The organism is Daejeonella lutea (assembly GCF_900168015.1).
In the GTDB taxonomy this organism is placed as follows: domain Bacteria; phylum Bacteroidota; class Bacteroidia; order Sphingobacteriales; family Sphingobacteriaceae; genus Daejeonella; species Daejeonella lutea.
Genome location: NZ_FUYR01000003.1, coordinates 351,803 through 371,614, shown reverse-complemented (window position 1 = coordinate 371,614; position 19,812 = coordinate 351,803). Strand labels below are relative to the sequence as shown.

17 protein-coding genes are annotated in these 19,812 nt (G+C 41.2%); 4 read left to right on the top strand and 13 right to left on the bottom strand.

Annotated elements, in window-relative coordinates; genetic code table 11:
- From B5X60_RS15180 to B5X60_RS15165, 4 genes are all read right to left on the bottom strand, one after another.
- Window positions 1-1,409, bottom strand: a 1,409-nt coding sequence (locus B5X60_RS15180) for a hypothetical protein (protein WP_221406263.1), incomplete at its 3' end; no start/stop codon positions are given.
- Between the two features lie 51 nt (window positions 1,410-1,460).
- The gene (locus B5X60_RS15175; protein ID WP_079703565.1) at window positions 1,461-2,231 is read right to left on the bottom strand and encodes a hypothetical protein; all 771 of its coding nucleotides are present in this window, start codon (window positions 2,229-2,231) and stop codon (window positions 1,461-1,463) included.
- Between the two features lie 5 nt (window positions 2,232-2,236).
- Window positions 2,237-3,172, bottom strand: coding sequence for a PorP/SprF family type IX secretion system membrane protein (locus tag B5X60_RS15170; RefSeq protein ID WP_079703564.1), 936 nt, complete (start codon window positions 3,170-3,172; stop codon window positions 2,237-2,239).
- A gap of 3 nt (window positions 3,173-3,175) precedes the next feature.
- Window positions 3,176-4,459, bottom strand: coding sequence for a gliding motility-associated C-terminal domain-containing protein (locus B5X60_RS15165; protein WP_079703563.1), 1,284 nt, complete (start codon window positions 4,457-4,459; stop codon window positions 3,176-3,178).
- 366 nt (window positions 4,460-4,825) lie between these two features.
- Between B5X60_RS15165 and B5X60_RS15160 the strand changes: the two genes are divergently transcribed.
- Together B5X60_RS15160 and B5X60_RS15155 are read left to right on the top strand one after the other, a co-directional pair.
- Window positions 4,826-5,347: a hypothetical protein gene (locus B5X60_RS15160; protein ID WP_079703562.1), complete on the top strand. Its 522-nt coding sequence runs from the start codon at window positions 4,826-4,828 to the stop codon at window positions 5,345-5,347.
- Between the two features lie 69 nt (window positions 5,348-5,416).
- Window positions 5,417-5,917 (top strand): hypothetical protein, encoded by a 501-nt coding sequence (locus tag B5X60_RS15155; protein WP_079703561.1) that lies wholly within the window; start codon window positions 5,417-5,419, stop codon window positions 5,915-5,917.
- 79 nt (window positions 5,918-5,996) lie between these two features.
- Here the strand turns inward: B5X60_RS15155 and B5X60_RS15150 are convergent, their stop codons facing one another.
- From B5X60_RS15150 to B5X60_RS15125, 6 genes are all read right to left on the bottom strand, one after another.
- Entirely contained in the window at window positions 5,997-7,163 is a 1,167-nt protein-coding gene (locus B5X60_RS15150) for an MFS transporter (protein WP_079703560.1), read from the bottom strand.
- A 64-nt stretch (window positions 7,164-7,227) separates the two neighbouring features.
- The gene (rpsJ, locus tag B5X60_RS15145; RefSeq protein WP_079703587.1) at window positions 7,228-7,533 is read right to left on the bottom strand and encodes a 30S ribosomal protein S10; all 306 of its coding nucleotides are present in this window, start codon (window positions 7,531-7,533) and stop codon (window positions 7,228-7,230) included.
- A 134-nt stretch (window positions 7,534-7,667) separates the two neighbouring features.
- Window positions 7,668-9,773 (bottom strand): elongation factor G, encoded by a 2,106-nt coding sequence (gene fusA, locus B5X60_RS15140; RefSeq protein ID WP_079703559.1) that lies wholly within the window; start codon window positions 9,771-9,773, stop codon window positions 7,668-7,670.
- A gap of 15 nt (window positions 9,774-9,788) precedes the next feature.
- Complete coding sequence (rpsG, locus tag B5X60_RS15135) at window positions 9,789-10,256, bottom strand: 30S ribosomal protein S7 (RefSeq protein ID WP_079703558.1); 468 nt, start codon at window positions 10,254-10,256, stop codon at window positions 9,789-9,791.
- Window positions 10,257-10,275: 19 nt separating this feature from the next.
- A complete protein-coding gene (gene rpsL / locus B5X60_RS15130; RefSeq protein ID WP_079703557.1) occupies window positions 10,276-10,689 on the bottom strand; it encodes a 30S ribosomal protein S12 in 414 nt (137 codons plus the stop codon).
- 342 nt (window positions 10,690-11,031) lie between these two features.
- A complete protein-coding gene (locus B5X60_RS15125) occupies window positions 11,032-11,811 on the bottom strand; it encodes an NIPSNAP family protein (protein WP_079703556.1) in 780 nt (259 codons plus the stop codon).
- Window positions 11,812-11,996: 185 nt separating this feature from the next.
- Between B5X60_RS15125 and B5X60_RS15120 the strand changes: the two genes are divergently transcribed.
- Together B5X60_RS15120 and B5X60_RS15115 are read left to right on the top strand one after the other, a co-directional pair.
- Window positions 11,997-14,438 carry an HRDC domain-containing protein gene (locus tag B5X60_RS15120; RefSeq protein ID WP_079703555.1) on the top strand — a complete coding sequence of 814 codons (2,442 nt, stop codon included), beginning with the start codon at window positions 11,997-11,999 and terminating at the stop codon, window positions 14,436-14,438.
- Window positions 14,439-14,567: 129 nt separating this feature from the next.
- Window positions 14,568-14,855, top strand: coding sequence for a hypothetical protein (locus B5X60_RS15115; RefSeq protein WP_139377500.1), 288 nt, complete (start codon window positions 14,568-14,570; stop codon window positions 14,853-14,855).
- 55 nt (window positions 14,856-14,910) lie between these two features.
- Here the strand turns inward: B5X60_RS15115 and B5X60_RS15110 are convergent, their stop codons facing one another.
- From B5X60_RS15110 to B5X60_RS15100, 3 genes are all read right to left on the bottom strand, one after another.
- On the bottom strand, window positions 14,911-16,917 hold the full coding sequence (locus B5X60_RS15110; RefSeq protein WP_079703553.1) for a M1 family metallopeptidase: 2,007 nt from the start codon (window positions 16,915-16,917) through the stop codon (window positions 14,911-14,913).
- Window positions 16,918-16,980: 63 nt separating this feature from the next.
- Window positions 16,981-17,331 carry an ArsC family reductase gene (locus B5X60_RS15105; RefSeq protein ID WP_079703552.1) on the bottom strand — a complete coding sequence of 117 codons (351 nt, stop codon included), beginning with the start codon at window positions 17,329-17,331 and terminating at the stop codon, window positions 16,981-16,983.
- 17 nt (window positions 17,332-17,348) lie between these two features.
- Window positions 17,349-19,778, bottom strand: coding sequence for an outer membrane beta-barrel family protein (locus tag B5X60_RS15100; protein ID WP_079703551.1), 2,430 nt, complete (start codon window positions 19,776-19,778; stop codon window positions 17,349-17,351).
- Window positions 19,779-19,812: the final 34 nt, after the last annotated feature.

Genomic DNA, 19,812 nt, shown 5'->3' with positions numbered 1-19,812 from the left:
GTTGCAGTAGTAGCGGTCGTTGCTGTTGCAGCGTTACCCGTGATACTCCCTGCAATCGGGTTAGTTACTGTTAAGTTAGCCAGGGTTCCTACTGAAGTCAGTGAAGAGCTAACGATCGCCGGGTTTAGTGTTGTTCCGGTTAAGGTGTTGGCATCTGCAGCAGCAGAAATCGTGATATCTGCAGAGCCATCAAAATCAACACCGTTGATCTTTTTTGCAGTTGCCAGCTTTGTAGCTGTCCCTGCATTCCCAGTCACTGATCCAGCTATTGGAGCAGTAACAGTTAATCCTGATAAGGTACCAACCGATGTAAGCGACGACTTCACGACGCTTGCGGGAAGTTCAGTTCCAGTTATACCGCTTGCATCTACCGGCAAAGTGATATTTGCTGTGCCATCAAAAGTCACTCCGTTAATTGTTCGAGGGGTAGTTAATTTCGCAGCACTTGCGGCATTGACTGCATTTGTTGCGGTTGCCGCATTGCCTGTAATACTGCCGGCAATTGGGTTCGTAACTGTTAAGTTCGATAAAGTACCGACAGAAGTAAGCGATGAGTTAAGAACAGATGGATTTAATGTAGTTCCCGTTAAGGCACCTGCATCTGAAGTTCCTGGGAGTGTAATATCAGTTGAACCATCAAAGTCAACACCGTTGATCTTTTTCGGTGCGGCTAGTTTGGTTGCTGTACCTGCATTTCCTGTAACACTTCCAACAATAGGCGCTGTAACTGTCAAACCTGTTAGGGTACCAACCGAAGTAATGGCCGTCTGTGCTGGATTAGTTACAACCAAAGCCGTGTTAGCAGTCATATCAACCGGCATCCATTGCGTACCATTCCATCCTAAAACCTGTCCGGAAACAGGATTGGTCGAAGCAACATTATTGCCGTTTAACTTGTTGGCATTCCATATTGCTGAAGCACTCTTTGCAGAAACTATTATTTTATCACCTGAGTTATTGACCGTAATTGTTGTTTCATCCCCTTCAAAAGTCACAGCTCCTACTTTCCCATTCATAGAAACTACTGACCCTGATCCATCGGCAAAACTTGACCAGGTATTCGCCTGACGAACGTAAAACTTATTGTCAGCGGTATTGTACACCATCATCCCATTTTCTGGTGAAGCAATTGCTGTCAAATTTGTAATACGTGGGATCAGAATGGCTTTATCCGTGCCATCTACCTGCAGTGCTACACTACTGTTTGAAATGGAAGCAACTCCAATTGCAATTCCCGCCGTATTGAGGATTTGCTTATTGCTCATTTCCAAATCTTTATTGGCGATTTGATCACCCATATTGTCGCCAAGCCTAATTTGACGCGTTTGGCCCTGAGCATTACTTAAAGCTCCAAAAAATAAGCTCGACACTAAGGCTAATGGGAAGATTTTTCGTAAAACGTATTTCATATAATGGGAATTAGAATGCACTTATTTTTTACTCCGTCAACTGAGGATATTTTATTTAAGGATTATTACTTTGTATTGAGTACCGATAATTGTCACTGGCTCGGATTGATAATTTGCAAACCGGATACTGACTTCATTGGCACCGCTAACCCACGAATTATAAACCGAGAAATCAGGTGTATCACCTGTAAGCGACACAACCACGATGTCACCAGGGACCGCCCCGCTCACCGGAACTTTAACAACCCCTGTGCTATTTGCTTCAATCACAACATTTCCTCCTGAGGCTGTATTAAATTCCTTAGCCTTTTCAATCACGGCTGTTGTCATCTGGGTTATTGTTTTCGCCTCCCAGCCCGTTCCATTCCAGGAAAGAACCTGACCTGTAACTGTACCCGGCGCAGCCGCTATTTGAGTAGCGGGATTAACTTTCCCCCCAATCGTTGCAAGGTTTAGGGTACTTGGATCAAAGCCTGGAGTATTTGGATTCGTTGATGTCCCAACACCTGTTAGAAAATTCCATTTACCATTTCTCCGAACGTACAAACCATTTCCAGGTGTTTTCTCGAGATAGATTAGCATCCCATCAGCTGGGTTAAGTGCGTTGATTGCAGTCGTATCCTGCAACCTCGGAAGCAAAAGACCTTTTGTTTGGCTTTCCAACTCCAGGATTGAAGAAGGCTGGACCTGGTCTGGATTAGTACCAATCTTAACCTGGGCCACAGAGGTCTTAAAACAAAAGAAACCGACCATGAAGATCAGTGTAAATTTGATGTCTGTTTTAATCCGCTTAGGGCTGGAGGGTAATCGTTTATTTTCCATAAGAATTAAAAATATCGGGGTGATAAAGCCGTCCTCCCATTCGAGATTTCGTACCTTAAAATAAGTTCGTGTGAGCCTTTAGCAATAATATTGAGTCTGGAAATACTATGATCATATGCATAACCGGCGTACAACTCCGGTAGAATTCTCAAATTTATCATCCCCACTAGCGCACTTTTGTTCCGGTAGGAAACTCCCAGACCCAGCATATCTGCGATCCACAAATTTGAATTGACATCCACAGAAACCGGACTGCCAACCAGGCCTCTGACAAGTACTGAGGGCTTAAAAACAAAGTCATTAGCGAGAAAAAACACATAACCTGTATTGAAGTAGATGTGCATATTCTGCTTGATATCGCCCAAGCTCACTGCGTCGTCTTTTCTTAAATTATGTCTGATCAGATTGGGCAAAGACAAGCCGACAAAGAAAGATTCGGTGTTGAAAAATATCCCTGTACCAAAATTTGCCTTGGTGGAATTCACCACCTGGCTGAAACTCGGATCATTGGGATCGATGACATCTATTTTGGTAAAATCCGATTTGAAATTCATTATTCCCGCCTGAAGTCCTAAAGCCAGAGTTGATGAACTTCCCACAGGAACTTTATAGGCATATGCTGCCTGTGCTCCGACAGTTTTTGTAATCTCATCCCTATCGTCAACCACTTTAATACCAAGGCCAATTCTTTTATCGGGAATCGGCATATCTACTGACAGAAAAGTACTCTGCGGTGCGGTTTTGAAGCCCGTCCACTGTTTACGGTACATCGAAGTAATCTGAACAGATTCGCGGGCTCCTGCATAGGCTGGATTAATTTCAAAAGTATTGAACATATATTCAGAGTACAGCGGCAATTGCTGAGCTGATAAGCTCGTTGATATGCAGAGGAATGAGAAAATCCCCACTCTGATACTCCAATATAATTTCACTCTATTCATCAATTACCGATTTATTACGATGTAGCCTGTAATGGGTTTTTCCGTATTTATATTCAAAATATAATAGTAGGTGCCATCAGGAAGCTCATTGTTGACCAAGCCCTTTTGGTTCCCTATCCCGTCAAATGTGTTTTTGTAATTCCCGTCGCGGAAAACGAGAGTTTGCCATCTGTTGTAGATATCAAGTTTAACTTTATCAGTAGGTTTCAAATTCTCAATTATGAACTTCTCATTGAGTCCGTCATTATTAGGAGAAATACCCGCGGGAATTCTTAAACCAGCTATTCCAGCTGTCACTTTCACAACCGATTTGGAGAAATATTCATTAAGTGCTAATCCGGTGATTCCAGTACGGGTATGCAAGTAGGCATTGGCAATAGCTGCGCCTGAGGTAAGGGTACCACTACCAAGTGCTGTTGGCGTAACGTTGTCCCAAAGTTCGGTCGACGTTGAATAGCGACTTAAGAAACTTGTTAGCCGATTTGATGCAAAATTTGCACCCTCGTCACCAGCATTGTGCTGAGTATTCAAAATTATTACCGCATTCGGATCAGTTGCAGAAAAAGAAACATTCCATGTTTTTGGAACGTAATTCACGTTATCTGGTATTCCCAAAACTGCTTTGCTGTAAACATTGTCGAAAACCCGAACTTTGATATCCTGCGTAACACCGCGGTAATTTACCGATGCTGGAGTGTAACTTCCCGGGTCGGTACCAATCGGAAATACCATGTCTGGTTGTTGTTGTCCCGTGGAATTTTTAACAAGGAAACCTCCGTTTGTGGCTGAACCAGTAACTACAAATTTATCTTTGTCGAATCCTGCGATAGTTGCGTTCTCCGACAGAACAGCGTTCCTGTTGTTGAGAATGAGGTGGCCTGCTTCAAAATTCAAACTACCGCGAATATGAAGATCTGATCCCTCCAGGTTGACATTGCCGGAGTTTCTGATGGTTAAATTGGTGAATCCTGCGTTAGCCTGAAGATTCTGGCTTTCGATAAATTGAGTTGAATTAGCTGCAGATCTAAATCTAAAAATTCCACCCTGCCCGCTATTGCCGTTAATACTTTCATCAGCAATTCGCCCTGAGGGCCTGTTCGTCCAACGTTGCCCAAAAAAGCTAACCACGGCGTTTGGATGAGAACCAAACGAGCCCGCATTTTTCACACTGGAAAAAATCCCTACACCCTCACCTGAATGAACCGAAAGCGACTCACCCGGAGCAATAGACATTTCAATCAATTCCTGAGCTTTTGCAAGCTTAGGAGCGAGAAAAAATACTAACAAGAATACTAAAATTTCTATTCTTCTAAATCGTTGCACCTCATTTATCAAACTACTCTTAATCCTCAGTTAATCATTCGCGCGTAATAAAGCGATAATCATACCATCAGAGGCTTTTTTTGTCTCAAACGCAGGGCTTAAACTTCTTTTCTTCAAATACTTCGATTGGAAGCCGTTAGGGGATATTAATTTAATTGCAAAGCAATTTATAATCCAGCCCTATTAAAATACGGTCTCATTTAGGAGAAATAATTCCCCATTTTGGGCAATTTTTTACCCGGCTCGAATACAGCCTAGAAAGAAATTCGATATCTCTTTAAAACTATTTGATAACCAGAATGTTAAGCAGAAAACCAAAACCAAGAAATTATGAAAATCTCAAGACTATTTTTAGCGGGCATCATCTTGTTCGCAGCTTGTACAAAGAAGGAAGAAGTTGTTCCAGGAACCTATGTAGATCTCAATTCCGGCGACTCTATTCAAGTCGTTGCCGACCCTGAAACAGGCTATGCAATAAACAGTGAAACACAAAAGCCTGTTTACTTATACGTGGACAATAACCGAGATACAATCTTCACCACCGGCGCTGTTGTAAATAACAAAATCACACGGGTTGACGATGATTATTATGAAGTTGATGATACCAAAGTGATTGTTGAAGACAAAGATGTAACAGTTAAATACGCTGATTATAAAAAGAAGTTTGATGGAGATGATTACAAGGTTAAAGGCGACGACTATAAGCTCAAAGTTGAGGGTGACGGTGACTCAAAATTGAAGGATGGGGATTATAAGAAAAAAGTGGAGGAAGATGGTGACGTTAAAATCAAAGATGGTGACTCAAAAATCAAAATTGAAGACGGAGTAGTCAAGAAAAAAAATGATGATTAAGGTTTTCAAATAAAAACAATACCCGAACTGTCTTGTTATATATCAATCAAAAACTAAACGATAAACCACATGAAAAATCTATTAAAAGTTCTGTCATTTGCAGTAGTAAGTTCTGCAATCGTAGCTTGCAGCAATAAAAATGCAGAAGACGGGGCAACTGACACAACAATGATGAGCGAGTCTACAGAAATGACGACAACCTCTACTGCACAAGTTGTACCTGGAAGTTATACCAATTTAAGCACAGGCAAAACGGTATACATTGTAGCAGATCCAACAACAGGATGGGCAGTTGACAGCATCACAAAAGTTCCCGTTGAATTCTACATCGATAACAGTGGTGATACACTATTTCAGACAGGTGTAGTTGTGAACAATGCGATCATGAAAAGCGACGGAAAATGGACATTGGATGAAACCAAAATTAAGCGTGATGGCGATGATATAAAAATTAAAAATGAAGACGGAAGCAAGGTGAAAATCGAAGCTGACGGTGACATGAAAACCAAAACTGATGCTGGCAAAGTGAAGGTAGAAGATGATACAGTTAAGGTGAAACCGAAGAACTAATCTAACCGATTATTATCAAAAAAAGCCCACTTTCAAAAGTGGGCTTTTTTTATCTAAAATTACGTCATGATGCTGTTTATTAACTGTTTGCGCTGTCCCGAAACTTTCCAAATGACGATAAAACAAAGACCATTATTCCCATTAAAACGAGAAATATAAATGCTATTCTTAAATCAGTTTCACCCGCGATGAGCCCCACAATTGGAGGCCCGACTAGCAGGCCGAGAAAACCAATAGTTGTTACTGTCGAGAGTGCCTGACTGGCGGGCATAGTCTTCGATTTACTAGCTGCACTATAAGCTAATGGCACTACAGAAGATACCCCTAATCCAACAATCAAAAATCCAATTATTGAAGGTAATTCCTGCGGGAAAAACACAGAAATCAGTAATCCCGTAACTGTTAAAAATCCACTCAATTGCAAGACTCTCTGAACCCCAATTTTATGTGTTAGCCAGTCTGCAATGAAGCGACCTGAAGCCATAGCGATCATGTATGCTGTATATCCTGCACCCACCCAAGCCGGTTCTGCTTTGACAATCTTGAGAAAATAAACGCCACTCCAATCGAACATTGTTCCTTCGCAAATTAGTGAACAAAAGGCGATGACACCCAGCTTTAGCAAAGACCTGTCAGGCATTACAAACTTGAGACCGTCACTGGTTTGGCCGGCGTCGACAGTCAATAAATTTCCGCTGTTTAATGTCATGATTAAAACCATTAAAGCGAAAATCAATACGAAATGATACCCCGGACTTATCTCAAAGCCCATCATTAGGGTACCAATTGCAGCTCCTGCAAATCCCGCCAGGCTCCACATGCCATGAAAGGAGGCCATTACAGGCCTATCGTAGCTCGCTTCTACTCCAGCGGCCTGGGTATTTACAGCTATGTTCAGAAGGTTGCTAAAAAAACCAAAAGCCAAAAGTACTGACACTAATTGAAATAAATTCTGAGCAATACCAATAACTAAAAGAAGTAGTGTATAAACAATCCCGGAAATCACAACAATCCGCTTACTTCCAAAATGATTGATTAACCAACCTGAGAAAGGGAGACATAGAAATAGTCCTGCCGGTAATGCGAAAAGAACAAGCCCGAGTCCACTATCAGATATGTTTAGTTCCTGCTGGATTGTAGGAATACGGGAAGCCCAACTGGCAAAAGTCAGACCGTAAGCAAAGAATACGGCGCTTACCGCCAAACGACTTTTTCGGCGGTTCAGCGGTACAGAAATAACAGACATGAATGATGGAACTATAATAACAAAAAAAAAGCTACCAGATGGTAGCTTTTTTGGTTTCGAGGCCTTAAACTTTAATTTCTACTTCAACTCCGCTTGGAAGCTCAAGTTTCATCAGAGCATCCACAGTTTTTGAGTTAGAACTGTAGATATCCAGCAAACGCTTGTAAGCACAAAGCTGGAATTGCTCACGTCCCTTTTTGTTTACGTGCGGTGAACGAAGTACTGTAAAGATCTTCTTTTCAGTTGGCAATGGAATAGGTCCACTAACCACCGCGCCTGTCGGCTTAACGGTTTTAACGATCTTCTCAGCAGATTTATCTACCAGATTGTAATCGTAAGATTTTAATTTGATTCTGATTCTTTGGCTCATTGTTGTTTGTTTATGGTTAACGTTAGAGCTATTAGTAACGGTAACCGGTTTATTTTGATTAAGGAGCAAAGAACAAAGATTAAAGACACATGGTCCAGAGTCTTTGCTCCTTGCTCTTTGTTCTTTACTCTTGGTTAAGCGTTGGCTTTCTTACCCTTCACCTTTGCAACAACCTCTTCCTGAACGTTCCTAGGAGCTTCAGCATAGTGATCGAATTCCATCGTAGAAGTTGCACGTCCTGAAGTAATAGTACGTAATTGTGTTACGTAACCAAACATCTCAGAAAGAGGCACAGTAGCTTTAATTACCTGAGCACCTGCACGGGTGTCCATTCCTAAAAGCTGTCCGCGACGACGGTTCATATCACCGATAACATCACCCATGTTTTCTTCAGGAGTAAGGATTTCAATCTTCATAATTGGCTCCATCAACACTGGCTTACACTTAGGCAATGCTTCACGGAAAGCTGACTTCGCACAGATCTCGAAAGAAAGTGCATCTGAATCGACCGCGTGGAATGATCCGTCAATTAAACGAACTTTCATTCCCTGAAGCTGATAGCCTGCAAGTACACCATTCACCATTGCAGCTTCAAAACCTTTTTGTACAGAAGGTATGAACTCACGTGGAATAGCACCACCCGAAATTTCGTTAACAAATTCAAGACCGCTTTTACCTTCTTCAGCAGGAGAAATAATAACCTGTATATCAGCAAATTTACCACGTCCACCAGTTTGTTTCTTATACGTTTCACGGTGTTGAGTAGTTCCTGTAATTGCCTCTTTGTAAGCAACCTGAGGAGCACCTTGGTTTACTTCAACCTTAAACTCCCGTTTAAGACGATCCATAATGATATCAAGGTGAAGCTCGCCCATTCCAGAAATAACAGTCTGACCGGTTTCTTCGTCAGTTTGAACACGGAACGTAGGATCTTCTTCAGATAGTTTACCTAAAGCCATACCTAATTTGTCCACATCCGCCTGAGTTTTAGGCTCGATCGCAAGACCAATAACCGGCTCAGGGAAGTTCATAGACTCTAATACGATAGGATGTTTCTCATCGCAAAGGGTATCTCCAGTTTTAATATCCTTAAACCCAACAACCGCAGCAATATCACCAGCTCCAACATTTGGAATAGGATTTTGCTTGTTCGCATGCATCTGGAAGATACGTGAGATACGCTCTTTATTGTCAGAACGCATATTGTGAATATATGAACCAGCTTCAAGGTTTCCTGAGTAAACGCGGATAAAGCACAAACGACCCACGAAAGGATCCGTTGCAATTTTAAATGCAAGAGCGGCAAATGGCTCTTTTTCACTCGGTTTACGAAGAATTTCTTCACCTGTATCAGGATTTGTTCCAACGATACCTTCAACGTCCATTGGTGATGGCAATAATTCCATCACATAATCAAGCATGGTTTGAACACCTTTATTCTTGAATGACGAACCACATACCATAGGTACGATCTTCGCATCAAGAACTGCTTTACGCAAGGCATCAAGAACCTCACGCTCAGTAATAGTTTCTGGAGCTTCGAAGAATTTCTCCATCAAAGTCTCATCGTACTCAGCAACTGATTCCAATAACTTCTCTCTCCACTCCGTAGCCTCTTCAACCATATCAGCAGGAATTGGCACTTCAGTAAAGGTCATACCTTTATCATGCTCATTCCAAACTATACCACGGAAGTTGATCAAATCAACAACACCTTTGAATGAATCTTCGGCACCGATTGGCAATTGCAAAGGAACTGCATTAGAACCCAGCATGTCTTTTACTTGCTTAACTACTTTTAAGAAGTCAGCACCAGAACGGTCCATTTTATTAACGAAACCGATACGGGCAACATTGTAGTTATTTGCAAGTCTCCAGTTAGTCTCAGATTGAGGCTCAACACCATCAACTGCAGAAAACAAGAACACTAAACCATCAAGTACACGAAGGGAACGATTTACCTCTACGGTAAAATCCACGTGCCCAGGGGTATCAATTATATTGATGTGATAAGTATTATCTCTGTATTTCCAGTTAACTGTAGTAGCTGCTGAAGTAATGGTAATACCACGCTCCTGCTCTTGTGCCATCCAATCCATTGTAGCGGCACCATCGTGTACCTCACCAATTTTATGACTAACACCAGAGTAGTAAAGGATACGCTCTGTTGTTGTAGTTTTACCCGCATCAATGTGAGCAGCGATCCCGATATTTCTTGTGTATTTTAAATCTCTTGACATTGTGTTGTTTCCTGATTAGAATCTAAAATGAGAGAATGCTTTGTTAGCTTCAGCCATTTTGTGTGTATCCTCTTTCTTCTTAACTGCAGCACCTTCACCCTTAGAAGCTGAAATGATCTCACCAGCCAATTTCTCAGTCATGGTTTTTTCACCACGTTTACGTGAGTAATTGATCAGCCATTTCATACCTAAAGCGATTTTACGCTCAGGACGAACTTCGGTAGGAACCTGGAAGTTTGCACCACCCACACGGCGTGATTTAACTTCAACAGCAGGCATTACGTTATTCAAAGCTTTTTTCCAGGACTCTAACCCGTTTTCGCTTGTTTTCTTCTCTACTAATTCAACTGCGTCGTAGAAAATAGAGTATGCGATAGATTTCTTACCGTCATACATCATATTATTTACAAACCTGGTTACCATTACGTCGTTAAACTTTGGATCAGGCAGTAAGATTCTCTTTTTTGGTTTTGACTTTCTCATGTTGCTTTCCTCCGTTTAATTATTTCTTTTTACCCTTAGCTGGTGCAGCTGCTGCTTGTCCAGGTTTTGGTTTCTTTGTTCCGTATTTAGAACGACGTTGGTTACGACCAGCTACGCCGGACGTATCTAAAGCACCACGGATGATGTGGTAACGAACTCCAGGTAAATCTTTAACACGACCACCACGGATTAACACGATTGAGTGCTCCTGTAAATTGTGACCTTCACCAGGGATGTAAGCATTCACTTCTTTTCCATTGGTTAAGCGCACACGGGCAACTTTACGCATCGCTGAGTTTGGTTTTTTAGGGGTAGTGGTATACACACGTGTGCACACTCCTCTTCGCTGTGGACAGCTGTCCAACGCTGGGGATTTACTCTTATCCACCAGAGCTACTCTACCTTTTCTAACTAATTGTTGGATTGTAGGCATTTTTTCCTTTTAGTGTTTATTTGTTTTTAACCTGAATGAGCTGTTTACCGCTTTCATTTAGGGACTGCAAAAGTACGAAGTTATTTTTGATTTTCAAGCGATTGACTAGAAAAAAGTGATCTTTTCCGCATCGGCGCTGAAGCAGGTACGGCAAGAGCTCTGATCTGGCGGTACTGGGTCCTTTTTCAGAGTCTATATAAATACTTTACGCCCCTGAGCAGGATGGTTATAGCAAGATCGCTGATCCTGAAATCAAGGTACGTTGATCAAAAAATTACCGAACATTGGCGCTCCATACGCTAATGCGATGAGAAGGACCCGCATTTTATCCGTTAACTACCTTTAAATTTCGGAATAACTTACCGGCTTCAACAGAATGGTTTCGTTCCTGGAAACCGTGCGTTTATAATATTCCATAGCGGAAAGCTCCTTCCATTCCGGAGAGGCTGAAAAAGCTTTCCAATGGGCATCTCTTGATGGCATATCTTCGAAGGTTGTCATGTACATCAGGTTAGGCATTCTGCTTCCGGCGATCACACTTCCATAAAAAAGAGCGTTGAACCCGAGCCTCTTAAATAATGCGATCTCGCCACCTTTGTTAAACATCTCCACTTTCCTTGCATACATCTTCTCTGTGGGTCCTTCATAACTCCTCAGTTCATAAACACGTTTAGAGAGATCATTCTTCAACGATGGAAGCTGCAGGTACGGCATATCAGCAAACCCTTTAAGGAATATCGATTCCATTCTTTTATAAGGTACCTTATCAGGTGTGGCTTCTAGGTAAGTTCTGCCATCAGCTTGCAGCTTTGAATCTTTCGAGAGTATTTCGGGCAGGTCCGCATACTGTATTGCAGATTTTAATGGGATCAGGACATACACCCGTTTGTCAGCAAGTGTATCGTTTCCAACAGGTTTAAAAACCCCAATATTCTTTATACCTGTTCTGTGCAAAGCCGGCAGAAAAGCATCTTTCAGGTATCCATCGATCATAGCTTCCTGATTCAGACTTTCAAAATGATAGACTTTAATCTCAAAATATGTCTGGGAGCGGGACTGGCTGATAGAAGTTATTGAAAAGCTAACTAATAATGCTAGAAGTACTAAAAATCTTATTTTCATGTAAATGGATTTGCCAATAAATGTACGAATTAGGTTAAAGATTCTTCCACTTTTGATTTTCAGCAGGAGGCAAACCCGCTAAATTCTTAGTTCATTTAGTGGTATAAATGGCTTAGCGAAAGGCATCAATCCTGCCTTTAAGAATTAAATTTTTATCTTGCCGCACATCTCCCGAATTAAAGCAAATGGAACAAAATGCCCAGCTTGAACTGGCTTTTAACTTCGTACAATTCACCGACAGGAATATATTTCTTACCGGTAAAGCAGGGACAGGTAAAACAACCTTCCTACACCACCTAAAGAAATCGTCTCCAAAACGTATGACGGTTGTAGCACCAACAGGTGTGGCTGCTATTAATGCCGGGGGTGTTACTATAAATTCATTTTTCCAGCTTCCATTTGGCCCCTATATCCCCGGCACGACAAATAAAAACGGCCAACATAAAAGGTTTAGCAAAGACAAGATCAATCTGATTAGAAGCCTCGATTTACTGGTTATTGATGAAATCAGTATGGTACGAGCCGATACACTTGATCACATTGATGAGGTGATGAGGCGGTATAGAAATCATCATAAGCCCTTCGGAGGCGTTCAGCTTCTAATGATTGGCGATTTGCACCAACTTTCCCCGGTCGTTAAAGATGAAGACTGGATGATGTTAAAGAGTTTCTACCCAAATATGTTTTTCTTCAGCAGCCAGGCATTGAGCCAAACCAAACCTGTTAGCATAGAGCTGAAACACATTTACCGCCAGGCAGATACAAAATTTATCAGCCTTTTGAATAGCGTACGTCAAAACGAAATTGATCAGGGCGTATTGAATAAACTCAATGAACGGTACATCCCAAATTTTAATCCGGCCGACGATGAGGGTTATATTATCCTTACGACACATAACAAAACTGCGCAGGATATAAATGAAACCAAGCTTGCTCAAATTGAAAAGCCTGCAAAGTTTTTCAGCGCACGTATACAGGATGATTTTCCCGAATATTCCTATCCTACGGTTCCGGAGCTCGAATTAAAAAAAGGTGCGCAAATCATGTTTGTTAAAAATGATTCTTCGCGTGAGCGCTTATATTATAATGGCAAAATTGGCGTGGTTACGAACATCACAGATGAACTTATCTATGTAAAATGCCCGGGTGAATATTCTGAAATTGCCGTAAGTCCGGTCGAATGGACCAACATTAAATACGTACTCGATCCCCTTACGAAGGAAGTACAGGAGAAAGTGATTGGCACTTTTACCCAATACCCGTTAAAACTGGCTTGGGCTATTACCATCCACAAAAGTCAGGGGCTAACCTTTGAAAAAGCCATTATCGATGCAAATCTGGCTTTTGCTCACGGTCAGGTGTATGTAGCACTTAGCCGTTGCAAAAGTTTTGAAGGAATGGTCCTTCGTTCCCCAATTGCATTCAATAGTGTAAAAACTGATGGGACGGTTGCTGAATATACCAGAAACTCAAATGAACCAAGCGAGGCGGATCTAAATGATGCAAAAATTGAATTTCAGCAAGATCTTCTTTACGAGCTTTTTGATTTTACTTCTATCAAAGCCTTTTTATATCAACTCCGAAAGGTATTTGAAGATCATCATACCATCCTGAATCCGCAATTCCAGACAGTATTGGACAATATCAAAGCTACAGCAGACAAGGAGGTTTTTGAAATTGGCGAAACCTTTAAAAGACAAATTCGAAGTCTGCTTGGTGAGAATTCTCTGCCTGAGGATAATTCAGAACTCCAAATAAGAGTTAAAAAAGCCAGCGCTTATTTTAACGAAAAAATTAATTCTGCTTTGAAAGGTAGCTTGCCCGGATTAAATACCGACACCGACAATAAATCGGTAAAGTCCACCCTTAGTGACATAATGGATGGATTATCGAAAGAAATTAACGTCAAGCTTGCTTTAATGAAACTTTGTTCGGGAGGTTTTTCTACATCTTCCTACCTAAAAACCAAGGCAGATACGGAAATTGATCAATCATCCGCTAACCCAAGCTTTCAGCCAAAAGCTGCCTTATCAAAAAACATTACCCATCCGGAATTATATCAAAGATTAAAAGAATGGCGGGATGAACTTGCAGAAGAAAAAAACATGCCCGTTTACCTCGTACTCGCCCAGAAATCAATTCTTGAACTTGTAGAGATACTTCCCTCAAGCCTCGGTGAACTTGAAACTATTAAAGGAATTGGCAAAATGAAAGTCAAACAATTCGGGCCTGAAATTCTAGAAATTATAAATTCTTATTGCCGTGAAAATGACATTGAACGAAGTGAAATCATCCTGCCCGTAAAAGATAAACCCGCCAAGATTGACTCCAAAAAAGTTTCTCTTGCTCTATTTCAATCCGGGAAAACTGTTGCTGAAATTGCCAGCGATAGGGCATTAACAACCGGAACTATTGAATCACATTTAGCAAATTTTATTACCAGCGGGGAAATATCTGTATTTGATATAGTGAGCAAAATTAAAGTAGCGCGTATCATGGCACATATTGTACAAAATCCCGGGAAAACAACAAGTGAAACGAAAATGGAACTGGGCGAGACTATTTCCTATGGCGACTTAAAGGCTGTCATGAACCATCTGAAATACATCCAAACTCAGGGTTTTTAAACTAGAAAGTTCCACATTTAGTGTACAAGCAATATAATGTTTGATATTTTCGTAAGGATGCAACGTAATCCGCAAAATGTGCGTCATTTCATTAAACCCAATTTTTTTTTGAACAAAATCGTCAACGTTATGAAAAAGAGCATTTTCTTCCTTGTATTCCTCTTTCTTTTTACGGCAGTAATTCCGGAAGCCCGAGTTGAAGCAGCGACTACGACCACTTCAAATACTGTAATAAAATTAATTTTTGGAAAGAGTGAAAAAAGCTCTGCCAAAAGCAAAAGAGTAAAGAAACGGAAAATGAAAAAGGTGGTAAGGAAGGTAGCCAGAGTGTATAGGAAAGGAAAAACTGATCGTTCCAAGATCAAGAAATCGAGGAAACTGCAGCGTCAGGCTCGCCGGATCATCAACATTTTCTAATAAAGGAAATTGCATTCAGTTCATTCTGAATGCAATTTCCTTTATTGTCCCTCTACTAATTTGCTGTCCAGATATTGTTAGCGGAGTTGGAGTCAGGCATCACCTTGTCCGGATCAGATATTACGGTTTTGATCTCCTCTTCTGATGGATAAAGAAAAGTGAAACGTAGGTTCCGCTCCCAAACTTCAACCGGTAGTTTGATCCGGCTAACCTTACCACTTTTTGTTTCGATCTGAAGGATTGTCGGCATAGCCATCTTCTCCAGATTATCCAGCGTGATATAGGCACCTAGCTTAGGATCATTTTTTACATAAGATACCCCAGCAACAGCCTGATCCAGCTTCCAATTATTCAGGAACCATCCGCGCCAAAACCATGCAAGATTTTCCCCTGATACATTTTCCATCGTTCGGAAGAAGTCATCTGGTGTCGGATGTTTATATGCCCACCGCCTGACGTACTCTTTAAAAGCCCGGTCGAAACGTTCTGCACCTAATACCTGCTCACGAAGCAATGTAAGTCCAGCAGCAGGTTTATAATAGGCCAGGTAACCTATACTAGGTTCTTTCATATTATCGGGACTGCTCATCACCGGTTCCAAAGCTGAATTGGTTAGTAATTTTCCGTAAGCATGCCAGTCATAAGGTTTCGGCTTATACTCTCCGTTATTAAAGTCCTCGCTAGCCAGTGAGTTAATAAATGTATTGAACCCTTCATCCATCCACGCATGGACACGCTCGTTCGACCCTACTATCATAGGGAACCATGCATGGCCAAACTCATGGTCAGTTACGCCCCAAAGGCCCTCACCTTTTGCGGTTGCTCCACAAAAAACGATTCCCGGATATTCCATTCCTCCAACATTTGAAGCAACATTTGTTGCTGCCGGGTAAGGGAACTCCAACCACTTTTTGGAGTTAAATTCGTTTGATGCTTTATTATACTCCGTGGATCTTCCCCACGCCGCAGGCCCATCGCTTTCAACAGGATAGGCAGAGATTGCCATGGATTTTTTACCACTAGGAAGATTCATCCTGGCTGCATCAATTATGAATGCTGCTGACGACGCAAATGCAACATCCCGCGCGTTCCTTAAAGTAAATTTCCACGTGAGTTCACTTTTACCCGCCGGCCTTGATTTCGAATCAGTAACCTCCAACGCCGAGCGTATAATTACTGTTTTATCACTCTGGGCAGCATCAGCCCAACGTTTTTGTTGCTCGGCGGTATATACCTCTTTGGGATTCATCAACTCACCCGAACTCACAACTATATGGTTTGCCGGAACGGTAATGCTCAAGTCGAAATCGCCATACTCAAGATAAAACTCACTCGGTCCCAAATATGGGATAGTGTTCCATCCCGCCACATCATCGTATACGCACATCCGTGGATAAAACTGAGCCACAGAAAATATCTTTCCATTCCTGGTATTTAGAATTCCCATCCGGTCAGAACCGTACTCTGGAGAGATAAATGAGTATTCTATTTTTACCTGCAACTTTCCACCACCAGCTGGCAACTCTGACGGAAGGTATATTTGCATACGAGTATCATCGATAAAGTATTCCGGGCTTTTTTCTACTGAGCGGCCGTTTTCCAGCTCTACAATTTTTACCGACTTAATTTTATAACCCGCGTCAAACTTCTGACCGTGGGCACCGCTTCTGCTGCCTCCCGGAGGTATCAATGCGTGTCCTCGTGAATCCTCCTTAAAAAGATTCTGATCAAGCTGCATCCAGATGAAAGACATTCTATCTGGACTATTATTGGTGTAGGTTAAAATCTCGGTGCCCGTAATCTCATTTGTTTGGTCGTTAAGCCTTACAGACAATTTATAGTCTGCCCGGTTTTGCCAATATTTTGGTCCGGGCTGGCCACTCGCAGACCTGACTTCATCGCCATTTTTGGTATAAAAAACCGGACCGAACGTGTCGTGGTAGTCATACTTGGATGCCGACTGCAAGGTAACGCTTTGCCCGGAAGCGGCTTGCTGTGAATACGTGTGTAACGTCGCCGCTAAACAAATTAACGTGAGTGTAAAGAATTTTAACCTGCCCATCTGAAAAAATTTTAAAGAGACAAATTAAGGAAAATATTATGACATCAGAGATTGGAAACTCGCTTAAGCAATATCAAAATGCTTTTTATAGACATTCTCATCAAAGCCAAGAAGTATTCCATGATCGTTTTCAATCACAGGCCGTTTAATAACGCTTGTTTTTTCCTGCATAAGCTTGAATGCTTCTGCTTTCGAATTTATAGACGCTTGCCGTTCGGAATCAAGCTGTTTCCATGTTGTTCCACGCTTGTTTACCAGTGGCTCCCAACCCAGCTTTGCAGACCACTCTTCAAGTTTCCCATCTGTGATCCCCAGCTTTTTAAAATCATGAAAATCGTATTCGATCTTATTCTCCTTCAACCAATCAAGAGCTTTCTTTACTGTATTGCAATTTTTAATTCCATATACTTTCATAAAAGCAAATATAAAAATTACTGAGTTCCGCCCGAACTACTGCCGGATACGTCATCATTACTGATTCCTCTCTTGTTCTTTTTAATGGCTTCTTTGAGTTTGCCGAAACGGTAGTTCATACTCACCCCGAAAGATCTGAAGTAGCTCGTTGAGCTGCTAAACTGACTGAAATTACCGCCGTTTGTTTGGTTAGTGAAGTTCCTGAACTTATTAAATGGATTGTTTGTAGAGGCAGAGAAAGATAGTTTGTCTTTAATTATGTCCTTACTAGCACTTAATCCAAAGTAAACATTCGAGTTTCCTTTTCCTTGCAGCATGATGTAAGGAGTCATGTACTGCATGTTAGCATTTATCCGCAAACCTTTTTCAAAACGGTAACCACTAGAGCCAAAGAAATATCCCCTCATTCCATCGTTTTTAGTCAGCGTTCCATTTACAATCCCTTCAATAAACACATAATTCAGATTACCGCTTAAACTGAAATTCCATTGTTTAGTAATCGGATAATTAACATTGAAATTACTGCCTATCGATTTATCTTTCCCTATATTTTCAAAAGTACTTCGTGTGATATTTGTAGCTGGATCAAACACAGCAATACGTTGCATAGTATTATTGGAGAATGCATAGCTCATGCCGATGTTAATGGATCCCTTTTTGAATTTGCTATAGTTGACTTGAAAATTGTTTGAAAGTACTGGTCTCAGATTCGGGTTTCCCGTTGATTCAAAATTGGGGTTAGACCTGTCTACAAATGGATTAAGGTTCCATATGCCAGGACGCTGAATTCGCTGAGTATATCCAAAACTGATGCTGCTCATATTTTTAAACTTCCGGTTCACTGAAACGGAAGGTATAAGATTGAAGTAATTTTGTTCGATTTGAGCTCCGGATGAAACGAAATCCGCATCTACTATTGTTTCTTCAAGACGCAGTCCTCCCTTAAATCCCCAGTTTTTTAAATTATACTGGTATGAGTTATACGCTCCCCAAATACTTTGGTCGTTATTAAACTTATTAGTTCTTGAGAGATCTGGAACATATTCACCCGTTACAGCATTCAGGTTGTTGTATTGGAAATCGCTTTCGTTCGCTCTGATGATACCTTTTATACCGCCTTCAATTGTAAATTTTTTAAGCGGATGTACATAGTCTACCTGTACGGTTTGCTCGGAAGAGTAACCATCGTTGGTTTGACTATAATCTGGAATATTATAATTCAACCTATTCGAAACCGTCAAACTATTATCTTGTCCTTCTCCATAGGTATAAACGCGGTAGGAGAAAGTCAGAAGCCTGTTTTTATTCTTCCTAAATCCAAGCTGGTAATTCAACGATGCGTCATAGCCATCCCGCAGACTTTTCCCAACGTTTAAAATATCATATCCCTGAATTATTCCAGTCGAGCCCCTTAATATTGATTTTGCCAGGGAAGTGTTCGCAAACTTTCCGCCATTAAGTCCAAACTGACCGGAAATAAGGTTTAGGCTATCGATCTCAAAACTAAGTTCAGTACCTAGATATCCATTATTACTATCAAAATCACGTGAAGAGTTTTGTGTAAGATCTGTTGGAGCGGCCCCCGTCGTTAACCTCGTGTTATAACTGTCAGTTGCAGGCGAGCTATAAGAATTAAATCCTCCATACCCTGATGCTCCAAACTTGCCCTGTTTGAAATTGAATGATCCACCCACACCAGGCCCGCCAACGGGAAAACGCTGGTTAAAATTGACACTTCCATTATATCCGTTGTCAATTTTCTTGTTAGTAATTATATTGATAATACCTGCCAGACCTTCACTATCGTACTTTGACGGGGGATTAGTAATCACTTCAATACTCTGTATACTTGAAGCGGGCATACTCCGAAGAATATCTTTCGGATTTTTATCGACCATGCCTGAAGGCTTTCCATTGATAAGGATTTTGTAATTGCCACTACCCTTAAGCTGAATGTTTTCCTCCGCATCCAATGAAAGTAATGGTACTTTCCGCATCATTTCAAGGACGCTATTTATTTTACTTTCAGGATCGGCCTGTAAATCGTATGAAATCTTATCAATATCTTGCTTAATTAAAGGCCGATCTGCTGAAACAATAACTTCCTTTAGATTAGTGTTTGATGCTGTTATGAGAATCGGCCCCATATCTTTGCTTTCGGAAAGATCGAACGAAATATTCCTTTGTTTGTAACCTACGGCAACGATCACCAATGAGTACTTCCCAGCTTTTATTCCGGTAAATGTAAACTTGCCGTCAGTACCGGTAAGACCCGACTTAACACCAATATTTTTATCTGTTTTTAATCCTACTGTGATATAGTCTAGGCCCTTCCCTGACGCGGAATCAACGACACTTCCTTTTATGTCGTATGTTGTTAGAGGGGCTGCAGTTTGCGCAGTGGCGTTAACTCCGAAACCCAGAAGAACAAGTAGAAAAAATCTCATAATTTTAATTTAGTTTTTTGATAGGACTGTAAAA